Source organism: Polaromonas sp. P1_E12, assembly GCF_056405975.1.
On record NZ_JBFUBB010000002.1, the window covers coordinates 330660 to 355662 of the forward strand.

A 25003-nucleotide genomic window follows, 5' to 3' on the forward strand; every position below is an offset into this window, starting at 1 on the left:
CGGACTCTGCCGGCAAGCGCTCGCTCACGGTTCGACTTGGCGCTATTAATTCAGGAGCTGCTTGCGCCCGATTCCATTGGCCTGGAGGCCGATTTCGTATGAATTTCAGCCCATGCTCGAGTGAATCATCTCCCGAACCCGCGGATAAATCTGCTGGTTCCACTTGCGCCCGCTGAACACCCCATAGTGCCCCACGCCGGTCTGCACATGGTGAGTTTTCATGTAGGGCCGGATGCCGGTGCACAGATCCTGCGCCGCTACCGTTTGCCCTACGGCGCAGATGTCGTCGCGTTCCCCCTCAACCGTCATGAGCGCCGTACGGCGAATGGCGGCAGGTTTGACGAGGCGGCCGCGATAGCTGAGCTTGCCGAGCGGCAGGTCGTAGGTCTGGAAGACTTTTTCGACCGTTTCGAGATAGAACTCGGCTGGTAAATCGTTCACGGCCAGGTACTCGTCATAAAACACACGGATGATGTTGGCCTTTTCCACATCGCCGTCCACCAGGTGCTGGTACATGTCCTGGAAGGATTTTTTGTGCCGGTCCAGGTTCATGCTCAGAAAAGCGCTCAACTGCACAAAACCGGGATACACGCGGCGCATGTAGCCGGTGTGCGGAAGCGGCACATGGCTGATCAGGTTTTTCTCGAACCACTCAATCGGCTGGCTGGTAGCCAGGGTGTTGACGCCGGTGGGGTTCACGCGGCAGTCCACCGGGCCGGCCATCAGGGTCAGGCTGCGAGGCTGGGCCGGGTCGTCGTCTTCAGCCATGATGGCGGTGGCCGCCAGCGCCGCCACGCAAGGCTGGCAAACCGCCACCACATGTGTGCCCGGGCCAATGGCCTGGGTGAAGCGGATCATATGGTCGATATAGTCGTCCAGCGCAAACGGGCCGTGGCTCAGGGACACATCGCGCGCGTTGTGCCAGTCGGTGATGTACACGTCGTGGTCTTGCAGCAGGGTGCGCACGGTTTCGCGCAGCAGCGTGGCAAAGTGGCCCGACAGCGGCGCCACCAGCAGCACCGGCGGCTGGAAGGGCAGGCCCGCGGGTGTTTCCTTGCGAAAGCGCAGCAGGGTGCCAAAGGGCATGGACAGAACGGTTTCCTCCGTCACGGCAAGTTCGCGCTCGCCCACCTTCACTGAACTGATGCCGTAGGCCGGCCGTGTATGCGTCAGCCGCAGGCGTGAAAACACCTCCATCGACGCCGAAATCTTGCGGAGCAGGCTGCCTTCGGTTTTACCCAGCCAGAATGCCGCGCTACCGCTTTGGGCGAACAGGCGAAACGGCGACAGCAGGTCGGACTGGGTTTGGTAGGCCTGGTAAAGCATGGTTGTCCTGACATGAATCGGAATTCGTTGTCTCTTTGTCTCTGCCAGTCCATGCAGGCAAGTTACGGGCCAGTCGGAGCCGAAAAGCGCAGGCTGGCATAAGCCTTGCGGGAGTTCATGCATCCATCCTGCTAGCCAGCAGGGCCTTTCCGGTTCAAGGAGCATGTGTATGGCCAAAGCCATCCTGACGATCAGCAGCAAGAACTACGGAGCGTGGGCCCTGCGCGGCTGGCTGCTGGCGAAGTTCGCGGGTCTGGAATTCACCGAAAAAGTGATTTCACCGGACGACCCGGCGATGAAGGCCGAAATGCTGCTGCTCTCGTCCAGCATGCTGGTGCCTTCGCTGCAGCACGGCAACGTCAAGGTGTGGGACACCCTGGCGATTGCCGAATACCTCAATGAAATCAAGCCCAAAGCCCAGTTGCTGCCCGCGGACATCAAGGTGCGGGCGCACTGCCGGGCGGTGTGCGGCGAAATGCATTCAGGCTTTGCCTCCATGCGCGCTGCGCTGCCGATGAACATCAAGGCCCATTTCTCGAACTTCAAGGTCTGGTCCCGCGCGCAAGCCGACATTGACCGTGTCCTGGAAATCTGGAAGGAATGCCTGGCCACCTATGGCGGCCCCTACCTGTTCGGCAAGCAGCTGTCGGTGGCCGACGCCATGTATGCGCCGGTGGTGACCCGATTTCTCACTTACGACGTGCCGCTGGACAAGGCTTGTACCGCGTATTGCAAGCGCATCATGGAGTTGCCGGCGATGAAGGAGTGGGTGGCTGAGGCGAAGAAGGAGCCGGATGACATTGATGAGTTGGATGCGGAATTTTGAACACCCCCGTCCAGGCTCACTGCGTGTAGCCTGTTCCCCCCTTGCAGGGGGCGGCGCCKGGGGCCGGCGAAGCCGGACCCGCGGCCCCCACTGATGAAATACCCCCGCTATATACGCCCTGAAATCTTCAAGCCAGCATGAGCCGCGGGACTGGCTTTGCCAGACCGCAGGCGGGCGGCCCCGGAGGGGCTGGAGCCCGCGGCTCCAAGCCTGCCTGTGCAGGCTTGGACGGGCGACAGAGGCGAAGCGTCTCGCGAGCCGCGGCCTGCAAGGCCTCGGGAGCTACACGAAGTGAGCGACCGTGGGGGCGCTATTTCCAGGGGGTGGGTGGTGGAATTTCGCAGACCGGGTCTACGTCTATAGATTTGAAGTCCGCTGGCCCGACGATTTCCAGGTATTCCATGTCGGGGGAGTAGTCGAACAGGAAATGCTTGATGCCTGGTCGCTGGTGCACCACGTCGCCGGCCTCGACCAGGGTCTCCTTGTCTTCGTACATAAAGCGGGCCCAGCCCTTGGTCATGATGACGATCTGGAAATCTGCCTCATGACGGTGCCATCCCGTGCCTGTTTCTGGTGCCATATTCGCCTTCACAAGGTGCGCGATGACTTTGCCGTTGGTCGCGTCGGCAATGCCAAGGTCACGGTACAGGAAAAAATCGCGCAAACCACCGGAGACAAACTGCGTGTCGCCAGGCTTGACATGGGAAAACTTGGTCGCGGTGCGGTCCAGCATGGGGTGCTCCTGTTCAATCAAGACATCCAATTCAGGATTGGTGCGGTGCAGCAAGCATGAAGTGTTCCAGAGTGTGTACGGCAGGCGCTACACCGCTGGCTGCACAGCCAGGGCGACAGGGAGAGCGGCCGGTTGCAAAGCTATAGTTCAGGAGCGTCTAAATCCACCACCCATCCGACTCCAAGGCGTTTGACATGTGGCTCAAGCTCATTCGTTTCCTCAAGGGGGAGCAGAGGCCTGACCCTTTCTTCAAGCGAGGGCCGGGCTTGATCGGTTTTGTTGACACTTTCACCTTAGAAGACACTGTCCATGCGTCCATCGTTGAAGACCCGAAAGCCCATTGACCAACTCAAGCCGGAAGACCTCATCGCTTTTCCCATCTGGGAGTTCGCAAGCGACGAGGAAGGGGATGAAGAGCAGGACGAAACCTGGGTTCGTCCCCATCCGGCGAAGATGATGGGTCCAGACCTTTACGCCCTGTCCGTTGCTGCTGATTTCCTTGCTTCCTCAGGCCAGACGTTCACCGGCTTTGTTGGCTTGACCACAGCTGGCGATCTCGAGTTTGGGCATGGGGTGCTGCTGCACGAAAACGACCACATCTTCGTTCCCTCGGCCGAGTACCCGCAAGCAAAAAAAGAACGCAAGGCGGTTGCGGCCGCGCTGCGCATGAAAGAGTCTCAGGTCTTCCCGCTCAAGTTCACATTACGTGTTCTTCTGCAGGGCGAAGTTGCACCGCGCCACGGAGAGTTCGCGTAGTCGCAGTGCCGGCAAGCAACCAAACGCTCGCATCATGTCTGTTCTGGATCGACCATTCTTCAATCTGTCTGTGATCAGGGCACCGGTCGCCGAGGTTGCCCAGGCGTTTGATCGCTATCCGCCAATGCGGGTTCATAGCAGCCCAACCCCGTTTGTCTTGCCAGAACAGCCGTACACGGAAGACAAAGACGCGTCGCCGCTCATTCTGTGGTCACCGGCTAACGCCCCTGGGCTAACGGTTTTTATGCCTCACCTGTCTGCGGGAGATGGTTACGTGCCAGCCTATGCGCAGTCGACGTTTCGCTTTGATGTAATTTCCGTTCGAAGTACGGCTGATGATTGCAAGAAGGACGCGCTCAATGAGTTCTCGGCTTATTCCCAAGGCGCTTTGTTGCGCTTTGTACGCGTTATGAGTGACAACCCGGGTTGGGACTTCTATCAAAAGGGAGATCCTTTGTCCTTCGAAAACCTGGAAAAGTATCAGCAGCGATTAAAGCGGAAACGATTGCAGCGAGGCGATGTGCTTGCCTACATTGAATCCTGGGGAGCTCCAATAACATCGGCAATGTTCTGGCGCAGCGACTTTTCCGCTGTTACCTTCTTGCTGAAAGGGCCGGCCCCTTCGGCATTGGTCTGACATGACCACGAGAAACCAGCGCTACCCACACTCCGGGTTTGTCCGGGCGTGTCAACGGCGGGCCTGAATCAGGCTGTCCGCGCTCCCTCAGCCCCCTCTGGGATAATCCCCCCATGAGCGGAAATACCTTCGGAACCCTATTCGCAGTCACCAACTTCGGTGAATCCCACGGCCCGGCCATTGGCTGCGTGATTGACGGCTGCCCGCCCGGCATGGACTTGAGTGAGGCCGACATTCAGGGCGACCTGGACCGCCGCCGGCCAGGCACCAGCCGGCATGTGACCCAGCGCAATGAGCCCGATGCTGTCGAGATCCTCTCCGGCGTGTATGAGGGCAAGACCACGGGGACCCCCATCTGCCTCCTGATCAGGAACACCGACCAGCGCAGCAAGGACTACGGCAACATCCTGGAAACCTTCCGCCCAGGCCATGCCGACTACACCTACCTGCACAAATACGGCCGGCGCGACCCGCGTGGCGGCGGCCGTGCCTCCGCCCGCCTGACGGCCCCCATGGTGGCTGCCGGCGCGGTGGCCAAGAAGTGGCTGGCTGAAAAATACGGCACCACCTTTCGCGGCTGCATGACGCAGATCGGCGACATCGCGATTCCGTTTGAATCGTGGGAACACGTGCCGGGCAATCCGTTCTTCGCGCCGGTGGCTGACGTTTCGAAACTGGAAGACTACATGGACGCGCTGCGCAAGGCCGGCGACTCCTGCGGCGCGCGCATTCGTGTCACGGCGTCCAAGGTGCCGGTGGGCCTGGGTGATCCGCTCTTTGACAAGCTGGACGCCGACATTGCTTTCGCCATGATGGGCATCAACGCCGTCAAGGGCGTTGAAATCGGCGCCGGCTTTGCCAGCGTCACGCAGCGCGGCACCACGCACGGCGACGGTCTGTCGCCAGAGGGCTTTCAGTCGAACAACGCCGGCGGTGTGCTGGGCGGCATCAGCACGGGGCAAGACCTGGAGGTGTCCATCGCCATCAAGCCGACGAGCTCGATCATCACACCGCGCCAGTCGATCGACACCGCGGGCAACCCCTCCGAAGTGGTGACGAAGGGCCGGCATGACCCTTGTGTCGGCATTCGCGCCACGCCGATTGCCGAGGCCATGCTGGCCCTGGTGGTGATGGAGCATGCGCTGCGTCAGCGTGCGCAGAATGCGGATGTGGTGGTCGCCACGCCCAACATCATGCGAAGCCGCAAATAAATCTGCTGCGCGGCCCGATCTCGCATCTGCGGTCCTCACCGTACGGTGTGTACGGCCCCGGTCTTCGACGCGACCTCGGGCCGCTCGCCACGATTTCTTTACGACTTCGCGCCGGTGCGTGCCTTAAGCTTTATGGCTCAGGTGGCGCAGCCCGAAACGGGTTAAAGCCCGTGATCAGCGCGGTGGCCGACAGCACCAGCACGCAACCGGGCAACATGCTGATCGTCACCGGCTCCCCCAGAAACAGCCCGCCCCAGGTCACGCCGAACAGCGGAATCATGAAGGCCGCCGACGTGGTGGCGCTGGCCGGAATCTCGCGCATCAGCCGCATGCTGATCCAGTACATAAACCCGGAGGTAAACGTGCCCAGCACCATAACGGCAGCCACGGCGCCCGGCGTCAGGACAGCCGAGGGTGCGGCGATCCCGCCCGGTATGAGCAGGATCAGGGCCGCGGCCACATGCACCACCGCTGACGAGGGCAGCGGCGAATAGGCCATGGTGGCGCGTTTCATGAGGATGGCACCGAAGCCGTAGCTGGCCGACGCGGCCACACAGGCCAACGCCGCCAGCACGACCCGGGGCGTGACGGCGACGGGCCCCAGTTGCACCAGCAGCGCGACGCCGGCAAAGCCGACCGCGCAGCCGAGCAGGCGGATGCGGGTGAGTTTTTCCTCACCTGCCAGCGCGGCGGCCATCACGCCGAAGAGCGGCACCGTGGCATTGAGCACCGCCGAATAGCCCGACGGGATGACCAGCGCGGCCCAGTTGTACAGCACAAAGGGAACCACCACCGACAGCATGCTCAGCAGCGCCAGCCGGGGCCACGCCTCGCGCGGCGGCCATTGGCCGCGCAGCCTGCTCATCAGCAGGCCCAGCACGATCGAGGCCAGGACGCAGCGGGTGGCCGCTACCACCCACGGCCCCAGGGCGGGGCTGGCGATACGCAGCAGGGGAAATGATGCGCCCCAGAGGGCGGACATCGCGATGAGCTGGAGGAAGTGTCGGGTTTGCATCAAACGCCGCTCGGGCGGCAACAAAAGCGGCAATGGAAAAGGTGGCTGCCTTGATTGTGCAAGATTCGGCCCGACGCTGCAGCGGCCCGCAAGGCATGGCCGGGGTGAAGGCGCGGATTTTTCCTACACCGCGCCGGGCTCGGGCCACTCTAAATGGAGGTTTTCACCCATCCACTTTCACTTTCGAGGAAACGCCATGCCCAAAATCACACCCTCTTCACGGACGTCCTCCACGCGCCCATCCGCACGCGCGGAGCCCGTCACCGCCAAACAGCAAAAGATCCAGCGAGAGCAGGACAGCAAGGACGAGGCCAAGCGTGCCGAGCGCGAAACCACTGCCGGCAAGCAGAAAAAAGCCGTGCAGGCCGGCCTGCAGGATTACCCGGAGCCGCCGTTGCCGAAGCAGCACCTGCGCAAGCCCGGCCTGGAAGCCGAAATGGAACTCAAACCGCAATTCATGGCGCCCAACTACAAGGGCAGCGGCAAGCTGGAAGGGCTGACGGCATTGATCACCGGTGCAGATTCCGGCATTGGCCGCGCCGTCGCGGTGCTGTTTGCGCGCGAAGGCGCCGACGTGGCCGTTGCGTATCTTGATTCCGACCAGGATGCCAAAGAAACAAAGCGCTGTGTTGAAGCGGAAGGCCGCCGTTGCGTGCTGGTTGCCGGTGACGTGAAAGATGCCGGGTTCTGCCGTGAGGCGGTGAAGAAAACCGTCAAATCGTTGGGCAAGCTCGACATCCTGGTGAACAACGCGGCCTTCCAGGAGCATGCCGATTCGCTGGAAGACCTCACGGAAGAACGCTTCGACGAAACCCTGCGCACCAATGTGTACGGCTACTTCCATATGGCCAAGGCGGCGTTGCCGTACCTGAAGCAGGGCTCCTGCATCATCAACACGGGCTCGGTCACGGGACTGGAAGGCAGCGCCAGGCTGCTGGATTATTCTGCGACCAAAGGGGCCATTCACGCCTTCACCAAGGCGCTGGCCAGCAACCTCCTGGACAAAGGCATTCGCGTGAATGCCGTGGCGCCCGGCCCGGTGTGGACACCGCTCAATCCGGCGGATTCACCGCCCGATGTCATCAAGGACTTCGGCAGGAAGACCGACATGAGGCGGCCGGCGCAACCTGAGGAGTTGTCACCTGCTTATGTATTTTTGGCTTCTCCTGTTTGTTCCAGTTATGTCACGGGGATTGTTTTACCGGTGACGGGGAGTGTTGGGGCGGTTTGATTTTTTCGTAAAAAAAGGCTTTTGACTAATGGGAGTGGGCGCGAGCAGCTATTGAATTGATAGCGCCTCTTTGAGGCCGGATGTTGCTCCGGCTATGTGCCTTCTTCTGAGATCTGCTGGCCGGGGGTAGCCCGGCGGCTACTCACTTTTCTTTTGCTTCGCCAAAAGAAAAGTAAGCAAAAGAAAGTTACTTGCATGCCGGGCAACCCCCGGCCAGCCACCCTCAGCAAAGCGCGCATCGCCAGAGCAAGAACCGCCCTGGCAGATGCACTCAAATCAGGTTTCTCATCGCCTGCGCCGTCTCCCGCAACACCGATAAAACCCGTCCCCCCGCATCCTCACTCGACTCATGCCCCATGGGCATGGTCACGCTGAGCGCGCCTGCCACTTCCCCGTGCCGGTCCCGCAGCGGTACGGCAATACCGCGGTAATTGAGTTCCAGCTGCTGCTCGGAAATTGCCCATCCTTGCGCCCGCACGCGCGCCAGTTCTATCCGCAGGCGGTCCTTGCTGGCGATCGTGTACGAGGTATAGGCCTTGAGTTCGTGACTGGCCAGCCAGGTTTCCAGCCAGGCGGGGTCGCGCATCGACAGCATTAAAAGGCCTGCAGCCGTGACCTGGGCCTGCACGCGTGAGCCCAGCACGTAGCCGGTGTTCATGGCGCGGCTGGAGCCGTTGCGGGCGATGTAGACGATGTCGTCGCCGTCCATCACGCTGACGTACGCGCTCTCCTGCGTTCCGGCGGTCACGCGCTGCAAAAAGGGCTGCACGATGCGCGGCAGGCGTGCCGACTCCAGGTAGGACTGGCCCAGTCTGAGCACACGCGGTGTCAGCCAGAAGAGCTTGCCGTCGCCGGCGACATACCCCAGGTGTTCCAGCGTCAGCAAATAGCGGCGGGCGGCCGTTCGTGTCATGCCGCAGCGCGCCCCGGCCTGGCTGGCGGTCAGGCGTGGGTTGGCGTCGTCAAAACATTCGATGACGGACAGGCCTTTTTCCAGCCCGGCAATCCAGTCCCGCTTGTCCAGCGTGGAAGGGCTGGGGCCCTGCAATGTAGAGGGTGAAATGGGGAGTTTGGCCGCGGTCATTTGCTGAAGTATTCACAACACGGTGTCAACGTAGGCGTAGGTCAAACCCTTGTTTCGTTCGATCATCGATCTTAAATGAGCGATAAACGATCAATCGAGTAATAAACCTGTTGGGGTTCCTGGGGCTAGCTACTAAAGTTCACACCGAATCTGGCAATTTCAATCGATTATCGAACGTTTCAGGCAATCCAGCATGTTTTCCACCATTCAGGGCAATACCGATGTGTATCTGATCCCCGGCGATCCGGTCGGGCAGGTGCGTGCGCCGGAGGTGTTCAACCTGATCTTCAAGACGCTGGGTATTGATGCTGTCCTTGTCCCGGTGCATGTGGCTGCCGGGGACATCCAGGCTTTTGTGAAGGCCGCTTTCCTGGCCAGGAACGTCAAAGGCATGCTGCTGACCATTCCGCACAAGGCCGAAGTGATGAGCCTGCTCTCGCATTGCAATGACGCGGGCCGGGTAGCCGGCGCGGTGAATGGCATTCGCCGTAACGCAGCCGGTGAACTGGAAGGCGCCTTGTTTGACGGCAAAGGTTTTGTCCTGTCGCTGGACTATTTCGGTGTGGCCTACGCCGGCAAGCGCGTGTTGATACTGGGCGCAGGCGGCGCGGCTGCCGCGATTACCGCTTCACTCGCAATGGCGGGCAGCCAGGCGCCAGCCGCCATTTCGCTCTATGACCCGGCGCCCGGCAAGGCGCAGGTGCTGGCCGACCAGATTGCCGCCGCTATGCCGCTGTCAAACGCAAGCATCGCGGCTGTGAGCAGCGGCGACCCGTCGGGCCATGACGTGGTGGTGAATGCCTCACCGCTGGGGCTCAGGGCCGATGATCCCCTGCCGTGCGATGTGTCCCGTATGGCGCCGCACGCGGCCGTCATGGACATCCTCATGAAGAACCAGCCGACGCCGCTGGTTCGGGCTGCCCGCGAGCGCGGTCTGGCCGCGCAGCCCGGATTTGAGATGCTGATCCAGCAGGTGCCGGACTACCTGGATTTTTTTGGGCATGCCGCAGCGGCGCAGGCCGTTCGCCGCGATGCCACCTTTATCCGCGGGCATTTGTACCCCGCCACGATGGCCGGTGAAATCAGGCGCCCCTTCCAAACCACACCATCTGACAGTGTTCCCATCCCAGGAGTCGGGGAAGCACGACTCGCATCACCTTGATTTTTTAACCCCCCAGAGGAGACAACCATGAAAAAACGATTCGCTCTCAAATTGATAGCTGCTTGCGCGCTCACAGTAAGCGCTAGCGCCGGTTTTGCGCAAGACGTCATCAAAATCGCCAACATTGTCGAGCTGTCCGGCGGCGGCGCCACGGCAGGCACCAACTTCAAGAACGGCGTTGAGCTGGCCGTCAGGGAAATCAATGCCAACGGCGGCATCCTGGGGAAGAAAATCCAGACAACCACCGCTGATACGCAAAGCAATGCGGGCGTGGCCAAGGGGCTGACGCAAAAGGCCATCGATGATGACGCGTTTGCCATCTTCGGCCCGGTGTTCTCCGGCTCCATCATGGTCAGCATGGCCGAATCACGACGCGCCGAGGTGCCCAACTTCACCGGGGGCGAGGCAGCCAGCATCACCGAGCAGGGCAACCCTTACGTGTTTCGCACCAGTTTCACGCAAGCCACTGCCATGCCCAAGGTGGCACGCTACATCAGTGACCAGGCCAAGCTCAAAAGCATTGCCGTCATTTATGTGAACAACGATTTCGGCAAGGGTGGCATGGACTCGATCAGGAAGGCCCTCGCCAATTCGCCGACCAAAATCCTGAGCGAGATCTCCACCGAACCCGGCCAGGTCGACTTCTCCGCCGCGGTGCTGCGTGCCAAGCAAAGCAATGCAGACGGCGTGTTCGCCTATTCGAACGAAGAAGAGTCGGCACGCTTGCTGCGCGAGCTGCGCAAGCAGGGCTGGAACAAACCCATCATCGGTGAAACCACCCTGACGGGCCAGAAGGTCATTGAGCTGGCCGGTGAGGCTGCCAACGGCGCGATTGCCCACGTAGGCTTGACGGTGGATGCGCCGGTGCCCGCCATCCGCGCCTTCAAGGCCAAGTTCGAAAAAGACTACAAGTACATCTCCGACCACAACGGCATGAAGGGCTACTCCGGTGTCTACGTGCTCAAGGCCGCCATCGAAAAAGCCGGCAAGCTGGATCGCAAGGCCGTGGCTGCGGCCATGAAGGGCTTGAAGGTCAACACCGACAAATACCCCGGCGCGCTGATGTACACCGAGTTCGACAACAAGGGCGACCTCGACCGCATGAGCTTCATGGTGGAAGTCAAAAACGGCAAGCAGGAAGTCATTGACATGGTTCCCCCGCTTGGCCTGGCCACCCGGGACGTGAGCAAGACCCTTCCTTTGGCACCTGCTGCGGCCAAGCCGGCCGCGAAGAAGTAACTGAGTAACTGCAACCTCGGCCGGCCATGCGGGGCCGGCCGCTCATGGGGCAGGGCGCAAGCCCTTCCCATTGAGAACTCCGCTGAATGCAACCGACTTTCTCCATCGGACCTTCCCATGACAGACTTTCTCCAACTCTTTTTCTCGGGCCTGGCCACCGGCAGCATTTATGCGCTGGCAGCCCTGGGCTTTACCTTGCTGTGGCAGGCCTCGGGAACGATCAACTTTGCGCAGGGTGAATTTGTCATGCTGCCGGCCTTCATGATGCTGGCCTTCATTTCGCTGGGCGCACCCATGCTGGTGAGCTTTGTGCTGGCGGTGCTGCTGGCCGTGCTGCTGCTGGGCTGGGTCTTCAAGCGGGGGGTGGTGGATCCGCTCTTCAAGTACGGCATGATGCCCATCGTCGTGGCGACCATCGGGCTTTCCATTGCCCTGCGCAATGGCGTGCGCGCCGGCTACAGCGCCGAAGCCCATCCTTTTCCGAGCCTGTTTGCCGACAAGTTGTTCAACATCGCCGGCGTCACGATAACGCTGCAGGACATCGGCACTTTTGCGCTGGCCCTGATCATCGTGATGGCGACACAGGCTTTCCTGGCCAAAACCGTCACGGGCCGTGCCATGCAGGCCGTGGCACAAAACACCGAAAGTGCTTCGGTACTGGGCATCAATGTGCCGCGCATGATTTTCTACACCTTCGCCATCAATGCCGTGCTGGCGGTGGCGGCGGCCCTGCTGGTCACGCCCACTTACCTTGCCAAGTTCGACATGGGCGAAGGCCTGGGTACGAAGGCTTTTTTCGCCGCCATCATCGGCGGCTTCAACAACTCGCGCGGCGCCTTGCTGGGCGGGCTGATCGTAGGGGTATGCGAGAACCTGGCTGCCGCCTATATTTCACCGGCCTACAAGGACGCCGTGGCGCTGGTTATTTTTATGGTGGTGATTCTCTTCAAGCCACAAGGCCTGCTGGGTAAAAAAGAGGAGCGCAAGGTATGAAGCTCGCCAACAACAAATTTGCCCTGGTATTGACGGTTCTGGCCGCTTTGCTGGTACTGGCAGTGCCGCAGTTCCTGAAGAGCTACGGCATCTACCTGCTGACCTACTGGCTGGTTTTTATCATTGCCACCATGGGACTGAACCTGACCATTGGCTACGCGGGCCAGAAATCGCTGGGCCACGCGGCCTTCTTCGGTATTGGCGCCTACACCGTCGCCATCCTGATGAAGGCGGGTGTCAGCTTCTGGCTTGGTTTGCCGGCTGCCGCACTGATCTGTTTTGCCGTCGGGCTGATCCTGGGCTTCCCGGCGCTGCGCGTGCAAGCCATTTACCTGGCATTCGCAACGCTGGGTTTTAACACCGCCATCTGGCTGGTCATGCGCAATGAAGAGTGGCTCACCGGAGGCACCTTCGGCATCAACAACATTGCACGGCCGTCCCTCTTCGGTTATTCGCTCGAAGGCAACCTGCCTTACTACTACTTTGTACTGGCCGTGACGGTCATCCTTTCGGGCCTGCTGTGGGGGTTGCTGCGCTCACCCTGGGGCAAAGCTTTCACGGCCTTGCGCGACAACCCGATACGGGCCGAGAGCCTGGGGGTGGATATCCGCAATTACACGCTGCTGAGTTTTGCCATTGGCGCGGCTTACGCCGGCATCGCCGGTGCGCTGTTTGCATCGCTGGTGCAGTTTATTGAGCCGGGGCCCTTCACCGTGGCCGCGTCCATCATGATGTATCTGATGGTGGTGGTCGGCGGTGCGGGCTATTTCCTGGGCCCCATCGTGGGCGCCGCGGTGGGGGTGGTGCTGCCGGAATGGCTGCGCGATGTGCCGCTGGTGTCCAACTGGTATTTGCCGATGTTCGGCGCTGCGGTGGTGCTGTTGATGGTGTGGCTGCCCGATGGGTTGCTCAGCATTCCTGACCGTATCCGTGCCAAGCGCGCAGCGCGTGAGGCGTCCCAGGCACGTGCGGCTGCAGCCAGCCGGATCGGAGCGGCATCATGACAAACGCATTGTTAAAAGTTGCCGGGCTCAAGAAGGCCTATGGCGCCATTCAGGCTGTGGGCGGGGTCTCCTTTGAAGTCATGCCGGGGGAAATCTTTGGTGTCATCGGACCCAATGGCTCGGGTAAAACCACCATGTTCAACAGCGTGTTGGGCCAGATCAGCCCCGATGCCGGCACGATCGAACTCAACGGCAAAACCATTACCGGCCTGTCACCGCTGGAGCTCAGCCGGCGCGGCGTGGGCCGCACCTTCCAGACGCTGCAGGTGTTTGGAAAGATGACGGTGCGCGACAACCTGATCGTGGCAGCCCAGGAGCACAAGGGCAGCCTGCTCGGCCGCATGTTTGCGCCCGGCGACTCGGGGCTGGGCGACAAGGCCGATGCGCTCATCGACCAGTTCCGCATCCGCCATGTGGCTGACAAGCTCGCCGGCACCTTGAGCTACGGCCAGCAAAAGCTGGTGGACATCGCCATGGCTTTCATGGCCGAACCGGATCTGGTGCTGCTTGATGAGCCGTGTGCCGGCGTCAATCCCAGCCTGGTGGGCGGCATTTCGTCGCTGCTCCGGGATCTGAACCAAAACCCCAAATTTGGCCGCAAGGCGTCGTTTGTGGTGATCGAGCACAACATGGATTTTGTGATGGGCCTGTGCCACCGCATCATGGTGATGGTCGAAGGCAAGGTGCTGGCCATTGGAACGCCGGCGGAAATTCGGGCCAATAAAGAGGTATTGGACGCATATCTTGGTAATTAGAGCCCCCTGTCTCGGCTCACTTTGTGTAGCCGGAATCCCCCTCAGGGGGACAACCGCTGCGGCCCGGCGGAGCCGGTTCCGCGCCGTTGCTTGGAAAGAGGTCAACTGAGGCTTCATGGAGATTGATATGACAAGTGACATCTGTATTGAATTTGACGATGTGGTGGCGGGTTACAAGGACTTCATGATCCTGAACAACCTGTCATTCAAGGTGCGTACGGGTTCCATCACGCTGCTGTTGGGCCCCAATGGTGCGGGCAAGTCCACGGTTTTGAAAGCGCTGTTTGGCCTGCTCAAACCGCGCCAGGGCCGCATCCTGTTGAACGGCGAGGACATTTCGGGCGTCAGCCAGAAAGAATTGCTGGCCAAAGGAATCGTGTTTGTGCCCCAGGGGCGCAACCTGTTTGGCCAGCTCACCGTGTGGCAGAACCTGGAGCTGGGCGGCATCACGTTGGGTACGAAAACCACACACGAGCGTATTCCCGAGGTGCTGGAGTTTTTCCCGCGCGTCAAGGAACGCCTGCATTCCCAGGCGTCAGCGCTTTCGGGTGGTGAACAGAAGCAACTTGAAATCGGCCGGGCTTTGCTGCTGCGCCCCAAGGTTATCCTGATTGACGAACCCTCGATCGGGCTATCACCCATGGTGGTGCAGGACGTGTTCAAGCTGTTGCAGAAGCTGGCGGCGCAGGGCACCACGGTATTGATGGTTGAGCAAAACGTCAAAAGTGCGCTGAAAATTTCCGATGACGCCATCGCGCTTGAGTCGGGGCAACTGGTGCTGCACAAGCCGGCGGCCGAGCTGCTGGCAGACCCCAACATCGAACGCCTTTTCCTCGGCGGCGGCCATGTGCCGGGCGCAACCGTGGCGCCCGCCATGGCAACTTCCTGAATCTGCTGCAACCTCTCACCGGAGACACACCATGAGCACCTTTGCACAGGCACCAACCGCAGACCGGGAAGCCATTCCCGAAGTTGCCAACCCCCTGGGGCTGGACGGCATTGAGTTCATTGAATACACCACTGCCAAGCCGCAGGCGTTGGGACAGGTGCTGGAAACGATGGGTTTCCGTCCGGTTGCCCGCCACCGCTCGCGCGAGGTATTGCTGTACCGGCAAGGCAGCATGAACGTGATTGTCAATGCCCACATTCCCGCCATGCCGGATGGCGCCGCGCCGACCGACAAGCCGGTGATTGCCGCTGTGGCCTTGCGCGTGCGGGACGCGGCAGACGCTTACCACCGTGCGCTGGAGCGGGGCGCCTGGGCCGTGCCGTCGCGCGTCGAGGTGATGGAGCTGAACATCCCGGCCATCCATGGCGTGGGAAAAAGCCGCATTTATTTTGTCGACCGTTACGACAAGTTTTCGATCTATGACGTTGACTTTGTCCCCATTCCCACGGTGGAGCAGCATCCGCCGGCGGTGGCGGGACTGCATTTCTTTGGTGTCGTGCAATACATCGGCAATGACCGTACTGAAGACTGGGCCGAGTTTTACCGCGAGCTGTTTGGCTTTACCGACCTGCCCGACGAACAGCGCTTCGGCATCCTGCCCAAGGGACGCATCCTTCGCAGCCCGTGCCCGCCTTCGTCGCGCTTTTACCTTCAGCTGATCGAACCTGAAGCCAGCGTGCTCGACGTGGAAGGGGATGAAAGCCTGCAGCGCATTGGCCTGGGCAGCGCAGACGTGCTGGTCACCGTTGCCGAGCTGCGCAAGCGCGGCGTGGAATTCCTCGAGTCACCCGGGGTCCATACCGAGGACCGCGGCGCGCTGACCAAGAGCTGGATGGGCAGCGTGAGTTTTGAGCTGGTCCATGACGTACGCTAAACAGGCGCCAGGCATGAGCCACTACAGCGGCAACATCGACGATTTCGGGATGGACACCATCTCGCTGGCAGGTCCGCTGGAAGCCAAGCTCAAAGCCGTGCGCGAGGCTGGCTTTACGCAGATCATGCTCGCGGCCAAAGACCTGGTAGGCCACCCAGACGGCATGGAAGCCGCCGTCGCTGCGGTGCGTGCAAGCGGTTTGCGCGTCACCGGGTTCCAGGTGTTGCGTGATTTTGAGGGGCTGTCCGGGCACCTGCACGACTACAAGATGGACATCGCCAAATCGATGCTGGAAATGTGCCATGCGCTGGGCTGCCGCCTGCTGCTGATCTGTTCGTCAACCTCGGTGCACGCCACGGGTGAAACCCAGGCGCTGGTCAGGGACTTGCGCAAGCTGGCCATGCTGGCGATTCCGATGAATATCAAGATCGCCTACGAAGCCTTGTCGTGGGGCCGCACCGTCAATGAGTTCCCGCAGGCCTGGGACATTATTTGTGAAGCCGACATGCCCAACCTGGGTTTGGGCTTTGACTCCTTTCATATGTTTGCGACAAAGACCTCGCTGGATGAGCTGGACATACTGGATCCGGACAAAATTTTTCTGGTGCAGCTGGCCGACTTCATGTGGACGGAAATCAAGTCGGTCGAGGAACGTATTGCCACCGCCCGGCATTTCCGCGTGTTTCCAGGTGAGGGTGTGCACAGCGAAGCGCTGGCCACACTGGTCACCAAGCTGCATGGCCTGGGCTACCGTGGCGATTACAGCTTTGAAGTGTTCAACGACGACTACCAGCAAATGCCTTTGCCCACAGTAGCCCAGCGCGCATGGCGCTCTGCACTGTGGCTGGGGGAGGATGTGCTGCGTCGTTCCGTGCCGCTGCCTAACCAGATCCGCTTGAGAAAATGAAGCTCCCACGCTCGTCACTTCGTGCCTGCGGTGCGCTGCCCCATTCTTCCGCGTATGGGGCGCATTTCCCCTTGGCGCGGCCCGGTGGAAAAACATCAGCCATTGTTTTTTGAGAGTTCACGGCATGAGCAGTATTTTTGAAGGTTTTTTGTCCACGCCGGAAATTCTGGAGGCCTTCAGCGAGCGTAACTTCCTGGATGCCATGTTGCGCTTTGAGGCTTCGCTGGCACAGGCGCAGGCCGAGGCCGGTCTGATTCCCGAGGCGGCGGCCCGTTCCATCGCCGGCACCTGCAAGGTCGAGCTGTTTGATGTGGCCAAGATCGTTCGCGAAAGCGGGCGCGCCGGCAGCATCGCCATTCCACTGGTCAAAGCCCTCAAGGAAACCGTAGGACTCTTCAACAAGGAGGCTGCCGGTTTTGTCCATTTCGGCTCGACCTCCCAGGACGTGATCGACACCGCGCTGGCGCTGGTGACCCGCAATGCGTTGGACCTGATTGAGGCCGACATCCGCAAGGCAGTGGCGGCGTTGCTGGTGCTGGCCCGCCGCCATGCCGCAGCCCCTGTGCTGGCCCGCACGCTGATGCAGCCGGCATCGGTCACCAGCTTTGGTTTCAAATGCGCGGGTTGGGCCGCGCCGCTGGCGCGCAGCCTGCAGCGCCTGCAGGTGGCCCGCCACAATGCGCTGGCCGTGCAGCTGGGCGGGGCCGTGGGAACACTGGCGCAGATGAACGGCAAGGGCCCGCAAATCATGGCGCATATGGCGGCCGACCTGAAGCTCAAGCCCGCTGCATTTGCCTGGCACACCCAGCGCGATGAGTGGGTGGCGCTGGGCTGCGAGCTGGGCCTGCTGGTAGGCAGCCTCGGGAAGATCGCCAAAGATATCTCGCTGATGGGCCAGTACGAAGTGGGCGAACTGGCGGAGCCGACCGAGCCGGGCCGCGGCGGTTCATCCGCCATGCCGCACAAGCGCAATCCGGTCGCCTGCATGGTGGGACTGGCTGCAGCGCAGCGCGCGCCGCAGCGCGTGGCCGCCCTGTTGGCGGCCATGGCGCAGGAGCATGAGCGCGCCCTGGGGAACTGGCAGGCCGAATTGGCCGAATGGCCGGGGCTTCTGATGTCGGCGCACGGATCCGTCCGCGCCATGGCCCAGGCCCTGCCGGGCCTGCAGGTGGACACCCAGCGCATGAGTGCCAACCTGGAGGCGCTGCGTTCCGTGCTGCCCGCTGATGCCGCCGACGAGTGGTTTAACCCGGCGCTGGTGCGGCATGCGTCAACACTCGCGCATGCCCAAGCCGACGCTGTTGAAGCACTGGTGGGGCAAACGCACACTGACAGCCATCGCACCAAGACCGCAAAAAGGTAAAACATGAACGACCATGACAAGGGAATGATCAACCGCAGGCGCGTGCTCGGTGATGCCTGGGTGGACCGTTCCATCGCCAAAAGCAATGCCTTCAACGGCGAGTTCCAGGACCTGATCACGCGTTATGCGTGGAATGAAGTCTGGGGCCGGCCGGCGTTCGGCGACAAGACGCGCCGCCTGATGGTCCTGTCGACCATGATTGCGCTCAAGGCGTACGAAGAATTTGCCATGCATGTACGCGCCGCACTCGACGGCCCGCCGGAGTCGCGGCTCACGCCGGACGATATCAAGGAAGTGATTCTGCAGGCCGCCATTTACTGCGGTGTTCCCGCCGCCAACCATGCGTTCTCTGTGGCGGGTGACATCCTTCGCGAAAAAGGCCTGCTCGCCGACTGACAGGGCACGCATCTGCGGCTCCCAAGCAATACATCATTGAAAGACGCATGAAAGAACCTCATCTGCACTGGATCAGTGAAGGCCAGGGGCCTGTCGTCGTGCTCAGCCATGCATTGGGCTGTGACCTCACGATGTGGGACGGCGTGACGGCCATCCTGAAGAATCGTTACACCGTGCTGCGCTATGACCACCGCGGCCACGGCCAATCGGAAGCGGTACCAGGCCCTTACACACTCGACCTGCTGGCCGATGATGTGGTGGGCCTTATTAATGGGCAGGGCGGTGGCCCGGTGCATTTTGTCGGGCTCAGCATGGGCGGCATGACGGCGCAGGCGCTGGCAGCGCGGCATCCGCAGCTGCTCAAAAGCATCGTCATTGCCAACGCCGCCATGTTTTACGACGACGCGGCGCGTGCCATGTGGCAGGCGCGCGTTCACACCGTACAGGCCCAGGGCGTGGCGGCGATATCAGACGGTGCGATGCAGCGCTGGTTTACGCCGGAATTCAGGGCGGACGAGGCGGGCGGCGGTGCGCGCAAGGTAGCCGCGCTACGCAAGGTGCTTGAAACCACCGATGCCACCGCTTATGCGGCCAGCTGCGAGGCGGTTTCCCGCATCGACTTCCGAATCAGTAACGGCGCGATCCAGTGCCCGGCCCTGGTGATTGCCGGCACGCGCGACGAGGCAACGCCCGTGGCCATGTCTGAAGCGATTTGCGCCAGCATCAAGGGCGCGCAATTGCGCACCTTGCCAGCGGCTCATTTGAGCGCGGTGGAGCAACCAGATGCATTTGCCGACTTGCTGGAACGCTTTTTCGAAAGCCTGCGCTAGGGCGCTGCCGGCGGCCTGATCGGGCAGGTGCGGGAGCGGGGGGGCAGGGTGCTTCGGTGATGGGGCGGCGGCGTCGATAATCGGCCCAGGCTAATAGCCAAGCCCCACCCACCCGAACATCCGGAAAGCCCCGCTTCATGAAAACAATCCTTGTCCTGAATGGCCCCAACCTCAACTTGCTGGGAACGCGTGAGCCGGCCGTGTACGGCTCTCAGACCCTGGCCGATGTGGAAGCGCTGTGCACCAAGGCCTGCGCAACCCACGGTTTCAGGCTCGACTTTCGCCAAAGCAACCACGAAGGCGTGATGATTGACGCCATCCATGAAGCCGGGCGCGCCCAGGCGGCTGGCACGCTGGCAGGCATCGTGCTGAATGCCGGTGCTTACACCCACACCAGCGTGGCCCTGCACGATGCCATCAAGGGCGCGGGCGTCACGGTGATCGAGCTGCACATCAGCAATGTGCATGCACGCGAGGCTTTCCGGCATCACTCTTATATTTCACCGGCTGCCAAGGCGGTGATGGCCGGCTTCGGCGTCAAGGGCTACGCCCTGGCCATCGCGGGCCTGGCCGAGCTGGCGGCCTGATCCGGTTGCGGCTGACCCATGGCTGCGCCACCGAAATTTCCCGTTGACGAACGTGAGGTGGAGTTCAGTGCCATCCGCGCTCAGGGTGCGGGCGGGCAAAACGTCAACAAGGTCTCCAGCGCGATTCACCTGCGCTTTGACATTGCGGCCTCGTCACTGCCTGATGCCGTCAAGGAGCGGCTGCTGGCAACCAGTGACAATCGCATCACGCAGGAGGGCGTGCTGGTGCTCAAGGCCCAGCAGCACCGCACCCAGGAAATGAACCGCAGCGATGCCATGGCGCGCCTGCAGGAGATTGTTGACAGCGTCTCCACACCGCCCCGGGCGCGGCGCGCGACGAAACCCACCTACGGCTCGAAGCAGCGCCGGCTGGCCGGCAAAAGCCAGCGCTCGGAAATCAAGTCGTCGCGGGGCAAGGTGGGCGGCGACTGAGTCCTGCCGGCAGTCCACCAGGTACCGTTCAGGTCACCATATAGCGCCCGGGTTTGTGGTTGACCCAGAGGAAAAGGCTCATCAGTACGGCGGCCATGACGGAATACGCCACGCGCTCAGGGGGCACGACTGCCAGCGCCATCAACACCACGGCCGAATCAATGGCCATCTGTATCTTGCCGGCGCGCCAGCCGTGCTTTTCCTGAAGATAGAGGGTCACGATGGTGGCGCCGCCCAGGCTGGCCCGGTGCCGGGCCAGGAAGAGGCAGCCGGTCCCCAGCAGCAGGCCGCCCACCAGCGCGGCGTACAGCGGGTGGATGTCTGCGATGTCGAGCACCCGGGGCGACCAGTCCGCCAGCAGCGACAGCAATGCAATGGACAGGAAGGTCTTGATGGTGAACTCGCGGCCCATGCGGCTCCAGGAGAACCAATAGAAGGGCAGGTTGACCAGAAAGAACAGCTTGCCGAAACTCATGCCCGTGGCGTAGTGCAGCACAAAGGCCACGCCGGCCGTACCGCCCGTCAACAGGCCTGCCTGGTTGAAGATCACCATCGCCAGCGACACAAACAGCGTGCCCGTGAAGATGCCTTGCGCATCGTCAAAAAGGGTGTGGCGCTCGGGGGGAGGAAATGGGGCCATGGGGACGCTGGGATATTTGGCTGCGGGCAGGTTGCAGCAGCTGTGCATGATTTGTGCCAATGCTGGCGGCACGCTCGTCCGCGCAAAAGGCGATGCGCCCGTGTTCCCCGCAAGCCAGGATTGCGCTTTCCAGGCGCTAAATATGCATGATTTAGGGCTCCAGGCCAATAGGAGTATGCGCGAGCAGCTATCAAAACAGTAGCGCTATGCGCGGCGCTGGTTTCCTTGCTGCAGTCTGTCCCGCACTTGTGCAGTGATTTCCAGGGAGCGCCGGGCGATGGCGGGGTCGTAAATGTGAGTGGTCACCATCAGTTCATCGGCCCGGGTGTCCTCGATGAAGCGCTGAAGCTGGTTTTCAACCGTTGCCGCCGAACCTGCGACGGCATAGCGCAGCATACGCTGCGCGCCGGCTTTCTCGGCCGGTGACCAGTAGCTTTCGATGTTGTCGATAGGCGGCGGCATCGGCCCCGGCGTGCCGCGCAACAGGTTGGTCATGGCCTGCTGCACGGAGGTGAGCTGGTAGCGTGCCGCTTCGTCCGTTTCGGCCGCGACGACATTGGCCACCACCATGGCATAAGGTTTGGCGAGCTGCGCGGAAGGCCTGAAGCCGCTGCGGTACAGGTCCAGCGCCTGCATCAGCATGTCGGGTGCGAAATGCGATGCGAAGGCAAAGGGCAGACCCAGCATGGCAGCGAGCTGGGCACCGAAGAGGCTGGAGCCCAGCAGCCACAGTGGTACCTTGAGGCCCGCGCCCGGCACGGCGCGGATTTTCTGGCCGGGCTCTAGCGGTTCAAAATAGGCCTGCAGTTCCTCGACGTCCTGCGGAAAGGTGTCGGCGTTGTTCTGGTTGTCACGCCGCAGCGCGCGTGCGGTGAGCTGGTCGGTGCCCGGTGCGCGTCCCAGCCCGAGGTCGATACGGCCAGGGTACAGCGAAGCCAGCGTGCCGAACTGCTCGGCGATCACCAGCGGCGAATGGTTGGGCAGCATCACCCCGCCGGATCCCACGCGGATGGTTTGCGTGCCGCCCGCCACGTGGCCGATGACCACCGCGGTGGCGGCGCTGGCGATGCCGGGGTTGTTGTGATGCTCGGCCAGCCAGAAGCGCTTGAAACCCAGTTGTTCGGCATGCCGGGCCAGGGCCAGGGTGCTGCGAAAGGCATCGGCGGCAGTGGCGCCCGTGACGATGGGGGACAGGTCGAGGACTGAAAAGGGGATCATGTTTTTGCGCCCTCTCCCCGAAGGAGTGGGAGTGAAGAGGAAGCGAGCCGGCCTGAATTCATGGATGTTGTTGTAAGGGTGCCGGGCCAGTTTAGGAGCTTGGCGATGGCCGCATGAGGGGCAGGGTATAAGAACCTGTTTACGGTCTAAACGAGGCCGCGCAAGCCCCTTCTCGGGATGGGATGCAAGGCGCGGTGCGACGCCCATAGCACAGCTATGGGTTAGCATCGCAACGCCGCAGAGCGCCCGAGAAGGGGCTTGCCCTTCGGGTTGGGGTGACGCAAACGCGGTCGCGTTTGCATCCCCATTGGGGCAGCTGCACGACGCCCAGCCGGCCGGCTGGGCGGTCGGGCGATTGAGCCACCCAGGCCCCTGCATGGGCATTAGCCCATGCAAGGGCCCGGTCGGCCCACTCATCCCGATTGCACCCCAACGCGGCTCCGTTTAGACCGTAAACAGGTTCTATCTCCCATGACAGATTCGGCAAACATTGAGCTGCCCTCCGAAGCGCTTGCGATGCTGCGCACGGCCAGCCGTTTTGAAACCCCTTGCGGCGACGGCACCATGGTCTGGCACACGTGGGGCCAGGCCACGCGCCGGCCCGGGCTCGCGCCCCTGGTGCTGCTGCACGGCGGCAGCGGCAGCTGGATGCACTGGCTGCGCAACATCCCCGCGCTGGCCGCGTCGGGCCGCTGGGTGCTGGTGCCCGACCTTCCCGGTTTTGGCGATTCGGCCGCGCCTTTACGGGGCACCGATGCCGACGTGCTGCCCGAACCGGTCGAGCAAGGGCTGGCCCTGCTGGCGGGCGAGGCGGCCTGCGACCTCGTGGGATTTTCCTTTGGCGGCATGGTGGCCGGCTTTGTGGCGGAGCGCTTCCCCGCCCGGGCGGCGCGTGTGGTGCTGGTGGGTGCGCCCGGCCTGGGTGTCGCGCCCGAAAAAGCCATACGCCTGCGCGCATGGCGGCATATCACCGATGCGGGCCAGCGCGACGAGATCCATCGCCACAACCTCGCGGCGCTGATGCTGTACCGCGCGGACGCGATCAACGAACTGGCCTTGCGCCTGCACATCGCCAACGTGCTGCGCGACCGCATGAAGGGCCGCAGCCTGGCGCGCACCGGCGCGCTGGCTCAGTCACTGGCGCGGCTGCGCTGCCCGGTGTGGGCGATTTACGGGGAAGAGGATGCGCTGTACCGCGGCAAGCTTGATGGGCTGCGGGCAGCCCTGGAGCGAGCTGCGGACTTCAGGGGCCTGGCCCTGGTCGAAGGCGCCGGCCACTGGCTGCAGTTCGAGCGCGCGGAGGCCTTCGACAAAGCCCTCCTCACGACGCTCGAAGCGCCTCTTTAGCTTTTACTTTTCAATCGCGAGCAGTTCGATGTCGAAGGTCAGCGTGGCATTGGGTGGCACCACGCCGCCGGCGCCGCGGTCGCCATAGGCCGTGGCGGGTGGACAGGTCAGTGTGGCCTTGCCGCCGACCTTGATCTTCTGCACGCCTTCGGTCCAGCATGGCACCACGCGGTTCAGCGGGAAGGTGGCGGGCGCGCCGCGCTTGTAAGAGCTGTCAAATTCCTTGCCGTCGGCCAGCGTGCCGCGGTAGTGCACCTTGACGGTGTCCGTCGCTTTGGGCTGCGCGCCGGTGCCGTCGGTGCTGTGCACGATCTTCACGCCGCTGGGCAGGGTCTCGGCCGGGGCGGTGGCAAGGGCGGTGCTGGACAGGGCAATGGAGGCCAGGGCGATGAGCGCGGCGGTCAATGTCTTCATGGAGGTCATGCTTTCGTGGCTATGGGGTAATCGGAGAGGGTGACCTGGATTATCGTCCTGGCTCTCGCCTTGCCTCAGTGGTGCCGGCTCGCCTATCTCAGGTTGTCAGGTCGCTGCGCTGGATCCTGAGGGGGCGGAAGGTATGAGTGGTACTCCAGCCAATCAAAATTGGCTCAAATTGGTAACGTCAGCGTGAAAAATTTTGCATTGGCCTTACCAGTTCGAACCATAACCCCATAGCAAAAACCGCCGTCGCATAAACTGCACTTCACGCGGAGGATTCATGCTGGACCAACTCAAACAGGTCGACAACCGTCGGCTCTACCAACAAATTGCCGAGCAGATTCGCGCCTTCATTGACAAGGGCAACTACACCGCGGGTGCGCGGTTGCCGCCGGAGCGCGATCTGGCCCTGCAGCTGGGCGTCTCACGCCCCTCGGTGCGCGAGGCACTGATTGCACTGGAAATTGAGGGCAGCGTGGAAGTGCGCATGGGCGCTGGCGTGTACGTCTGCAGCGCGGCCCAGCGCAAGCCGCAGTCCCTGGCCACCATGGGCGAAAGTCCGATCGAGCTGATGCAGGCACGCGCCGCCATCGAGGGCACCATCGTGCTGCAGGCCTGCGCCAAAGCCACGCCCGAAGCACTGTTGGCGCTGCGACAGATTCTGGACAACATGCTGTCCGCCATGGCGCAAAACCGTTCGCCCCTGGCCTTTGACCGGCAGTTTCACCAGACGATTGCAGCCATGACAGGCAACTCCGTGCTGGAGCGGCTGGTGGGCGAGCTGTTTGACGAGCGCCATAGCCCGATTGCCGCGCGCCTGAGCGCGCACTCCGAATCCGGCCAAAGCTGGGCCGTTGCGCTACAGGAGCATGAGGCCATCCTGCGCGCCCTGGAGAACCGGGACGTACTGGCCGCGCAGAACGCCATGCGCATGCATCTGCAAGCCTCCGAACAGCGCTGGGTCGAGAACCGCCGCGAATGGTCATGAGCCCAAGCTCTGCACCTCGTGGCCAGGCCTGTGCAATTGCGCAGATTTTGTTTCGTTTTTTCACACAGATTTTGACGCTGGAT

The 25003-nt window shown here is 62.0% G+C and carries 27 protein-coding genes; 20 read left to right on the plus strand and 7 right to left on the minus strand.

What is annotated here, in order from left to right; genetic code table 11:
• Positions 1-105: 105 nt before the first annotated feature.
• Entirely contained in the window at positions 106-1326 is a 1221-nt protein-coding gene (locus AC1D13_RS07385) for a polyhydroxyalkanoate depolymerase (RefSeq protein WP_477665644.1), read from the minus strand.
• A 169-nt stretch (positions 1327-1495) separates the two neighbouring features.
• Here AC1D13_RS07385 and AC1D13_RS07390 point away from each other — a divergent pair, with 169 nt between their 5' ends.
• Positions 1496-2152, plus strand: a complete 657-nt coding sequence (locus tag AC1D13_RS07390; RefSeq protein WP_477646252.1) for a glutathione S-transferase — start codon at positions 1496-1498, stop codon at positions 2150-2152.
• 310 nt (positions 2153-2462) lie between these two features.
• On the opposite strand, the gene AC1D13_RS07395 is transcribed toward AC1D13_RS07390, so the two are convergent.
• Entirely contained in the window at positions 2463-2885 is a 423-nt protein-coding gene (locus AC1D13_RS07395) for a cupin domain-containing protein (protein WP_092130677.1), read from the minus strand.
• Positions 2886-3194: 309 nt separating this feature from the next.
• Between AC1D13_RS07395 and AC1D13_RS07400 the strand changes: the two genes are divergently transcribed.
• The 3 genes from AC1D13_RS07400 (at position 3195) to aroC (ending at position 5489) form a co-directional block, all read left to right on the plus strand.
• Complete coding sequence (locus tag AC1D13_RS07400) at positions 3195-3641, plus strand: hypothetical protein (protein ID WP_477665645.1); 447 nt, start codon at positions 3195-3197, stop codon at positions 3639-3641.
• Positions 3642-3675: 34 nt separating this feature from the next.
• The gene (locus tag AC1D13_RS07405; protein ID WP_477689274.1) at positions 3676-4278 is read left to right on the plus strand and encodes a hypothetical protein; all 603 of its coding nucleotides are present in this window, start codon (positions 3676-3678) and stop codon (positions 4276-4278) included.
• A gap of 113 nt (positions 4279-4391) precedes the next feature.
• Positions 4392-5489, plus strand: a complete 1098-nt coding sequence (gene aroC / locus AC1D13_RS07410) for a chorismate synthase (protein ID WP_477665647.1) — start codon at positions 4392-4394, stop codon at positions 5487-5489.
• A gap of 130 nt (positions 5490-5619) precedes the next feature.
• On the opposite strand, the gene AC1D13_RS07415 is transcribed toward aroC, so the two are convergent.
• Positions 5620-6504, minus strand: a complete 885-nt coding sequence (locus tag AC1D13_RS07415) for a DMT family transporter (protein ID WP_477689275.1) — start codon at positions 6502-6504, stop codon at positions 5620-5622.
• Positions 6505-6700: 196 nt separating this feature from the next.
• Here AC1D13_RS07415 and AC1D13_RS07420 point away from each other — a divergent pair, with 196 nt between their 5' ends.
• Positions 6701-7735: an SDR family oxidoreductase gene (locus AC1D13_RS07420; protein WP_477665648.1), complete on the plus strand. Its 1035-nt coding sequence runs from the start codon at positions 6701-6703 to the stop codon at positions 7733-7735.
• Positions 7736-8006: 271 nt separating this feature from the next.
• Here AC1D13_RS07420 and AC1D13_RS07425 read toward each other — a convergent pair whose 3' ends face one another.
• On the minus strand, positions 8007-8819 hold the full coding sequence (locus AC1D13_RS07425; RefSeq protein ID WP_457280108.1) for an IclR family transcriptional regulator domain-containing protein: 813 nt from the start codon (positions 8817-8819) through the stop codon (positions 8007-8009).
• A gap of 193 nt (positions 8820-9012) precedes the next feature.
• Here AC1D13_RS07425 and AC1D13_RS07430 point away from each other — a divergent pair, with 193 nt between their 5' ends.
• The 13 genes from AC1D13_RS07430 to arfB all read left to right on the plus strand — a co-directional run bounded on the left by AC1D13_RS07430 (position 9013) and on the right by arfB (position 20310).
• A complete protein-coding gene (locus AC1D13_RS07430) occupies positions 9013-9981 on the plus strand; it encodes a shikimate dehydrogenase family protein (protein WP_457280109.1) in 969 nt (322 codons plus the stop codon).
• A 27-nt stretch (positions 9982-10008) separates the two neighbouring features.
• Complete coding sequence (locus AC1D13_RS07435) at positions 10009-11220, plus strand: ABC transporter substrate-binding protein (protein ID WP_457280110.1); 1212 nt, start codon at positions 10009-10011, stop codon at positions 11218-11220.
• A 117-nt stretch (positions 11221-11337) separates the two neighbouring features.
• Positions 11338-12213, plus strand: coding sequence for a branched-chain amino acid ABC transporter permease (locus AC1D13_RS07440; protein ID WP_457280111.1), 876 nt, complete (start codon positions 11338-11340; stop codon positions 12211-12213).
• Positions 12210-13217 (plus strand): branched-chain amino acid ABC transporter permease, encoded by a 1008-nt coding sequence (locus AC1D13_RS07445; protein ID WP_457280112.1) that lies wholly within the window; start codon positions 12210-12212, stop codon positions 13215-13217. The genes AC1D13_RS07440 and AC1D13_RS07445 overlap by 4 nt, the downstream gene beginning before the upstream one ends.
• The gene (locus AC1D13_RS07450; RefSeq protein WP_457280113.1) at positions 13214-13972 is read left to right on the plus strand and encodes an ABC transporter ATP-binding protein; all 759 of its coding nucleotides are present in this window, start codon (positions 13214-13216) and stop codon (positions 13970-13972) included. Before AC1D13_RS07445 ends, AC1D13_RS07450 begins: the two co-directional genes overlap by 4 nt.
• A 127-nt stretch (positions 13973-14099) precedes the next feature.
• The gene (locus AC1D13_RS07455) at positions 14100-14861 is read left to right on the plus strand and encodes an ABC transporter ATP-binding protein (protein ID WP_457280114.1); all 762 of its coding nucleotides are present in this window, start codon (positions 14100-14102) and stop codon (positions 14859-14861) included.
• A 31-nt stretch (positions 14862-14892) separates the two neighbouring features.
• Entirely contained in the window at positions 14893-15795 is a 903-nt protein-coding gene (locus AC1D13_RS07460) for a VOC family protein (RefSeq protein ID WP_457280115.1), read from the plus strand.
• 13 nt (positions 15796-15808) lie between these two features.
• Positions 15809-16702, plus strand: a complete 894-nt coding sequence (locus tag AC1D13_RS07465; RefSeq protein WP_457280960.1) for a sugar phosphate isomerase/epimerase family protein — start codon at positions 15809-15811, stop codon at positions 16700-16702.
• A 124-nt stretch (positions 16703-16826) separates the two neighbouring features.
• Positions 16827-18065: a 3-carboxy-cis,cis-muconate cycloisomerase gene (pcaB, locus tag AC1D13_RS07470; protein ID WP_457280116.1), complete on the plus strand. Its 1239-nt coding sequence runs from the start codon at positions 16827-16829 to the stop codon at positions 18063-18065.
• 3 nt (positions 18066-18068) lie between these two features.
• A complete protein-coding gene (locus tag AC1D13_RS07475; RefSeq protein WP_457280117.1) occupies positions 18069-18461 on the plus strand; it encodes a carboxymuconolactone decarboxylase family protein in 393 nt (130 codons plus the stop codon).
• A gap of 47 nt (positions 18462-18508) precedes the next feature.
• On the plus strand, positions 18509-19291 hold the full coding sequence (locus AC1D13_RS07480) for an alpha/beta fold hydrolase (protein WP_457280118.1): 783 nt from the start codon (positions 18509-18511) through the stop codon (positions 19289-19291).
• Between the two features lie 137 nt (positions 19292-19428).
• Positions 19429-19878, plus strand: coding sequence for a type II 3-dehydroquinate dehydratase (aroQ, locus tag AC1D13_RS07485; RefSeq protein WP_457280119.1), 450 nt, complete (start codon positions 19429-19431; stop codon positions 19876-19878).
• 18 nt (positions 19879-19896) lie between these two features.
• On the plus strand, positions 19897-20310 hold the full coding sequence (gene arfB / locus AC1D13_RS07490; RefSeq protein ID WP_457280120.1) for an alternative ribosome rescue aminoacyl-tRNA hydrolase ArfB: 414 nt from the start codon (positions 19897-19899) through the stop codon (positions 20308-20310).
• 28 nt (positions 20311-20338) lie between these two features.
• On the opposite strand, the gene AC1D13_RS07495 is transcribed toward arfB, so the two are convergent.
• Together AC1D13_RS07495 and AC1D13_RS07500 are read right to left on the minus strand one after the other, a co-directional pair.
• Complete coding sequence (locus AC1D13_RS07495) at positions 20339-20950, minus strand: DUF6198 family protein (protein ID WP_457280121.1); 612 nt, start codon at positions 20948-20950, stop codon at positions 20339-20341.
• 204 nt (positions 20951-21154) lie between these two features.
• Positions 21155-22168 carry an LLM class flavin-dependent oxidoreductase gene (locus tag AC1D13_RS07500; protein WP_477665652.1) on the minus strand — a complete coding sequence of 338 codons (1014 nt, stop codon included), beginning with the start codon at positions 22166-22168 and terminating at the stop codon, positions 21155-21157.
• Between the two features lie 471 nt (positions 22169-22639).
• Between AC1D13_RS07500 and AC1D13_RS07505 the strand changes: the two genes are divergently transcribed.
• The gene (locus tag AC1D13_RS07505; protein WP_457280123.1) at positions 22640-23515 is read left to right on the plus strand and encodes an alpha/beta fold hydrolase; all 876 of its coding nucleotides are present in this window, start codon (positions 22640-22642) and stop codon (positions 23513-23515) included.
• A gap of 3 nt (positions 23516-23518) precedes the next feature.
• On the opposite strand, the gene AC1D13_RS07510 is transcribed toward AC1D13_RS07505, so the two are convergent.
• The gene (locus tag AC1D13_RS07510; protein WP_477689276.1) at positions 23519-23929 is read right to left on the minus strand and encodes an FKBP-type peptidyl-prolyl cis-trans isomerase; all 411 of its coding nucleotides are present in this window, start codon (positions 23927-23929) and stop codon (positions 23519-23521) included.
• Between the two features lie 283 nt (positions 23930-24212).
• On the opposite strand from AC1D13_RS07510, the gene AC1D13_RS07515 reads away from it, so the two are divergent.
• On the plus strand, positions 24213-24920 hold the full coding sequence (locus AC1D13_RS07515; protein ID WP_457280125.1) for a FadR/GntR family transcriptional regulator: 708 nt from the start codon (positions 24213-24215) through the stop codon (positions 24918-24920).
• Positions 24921-25003 lie beyond the last annotated feature (83 nt).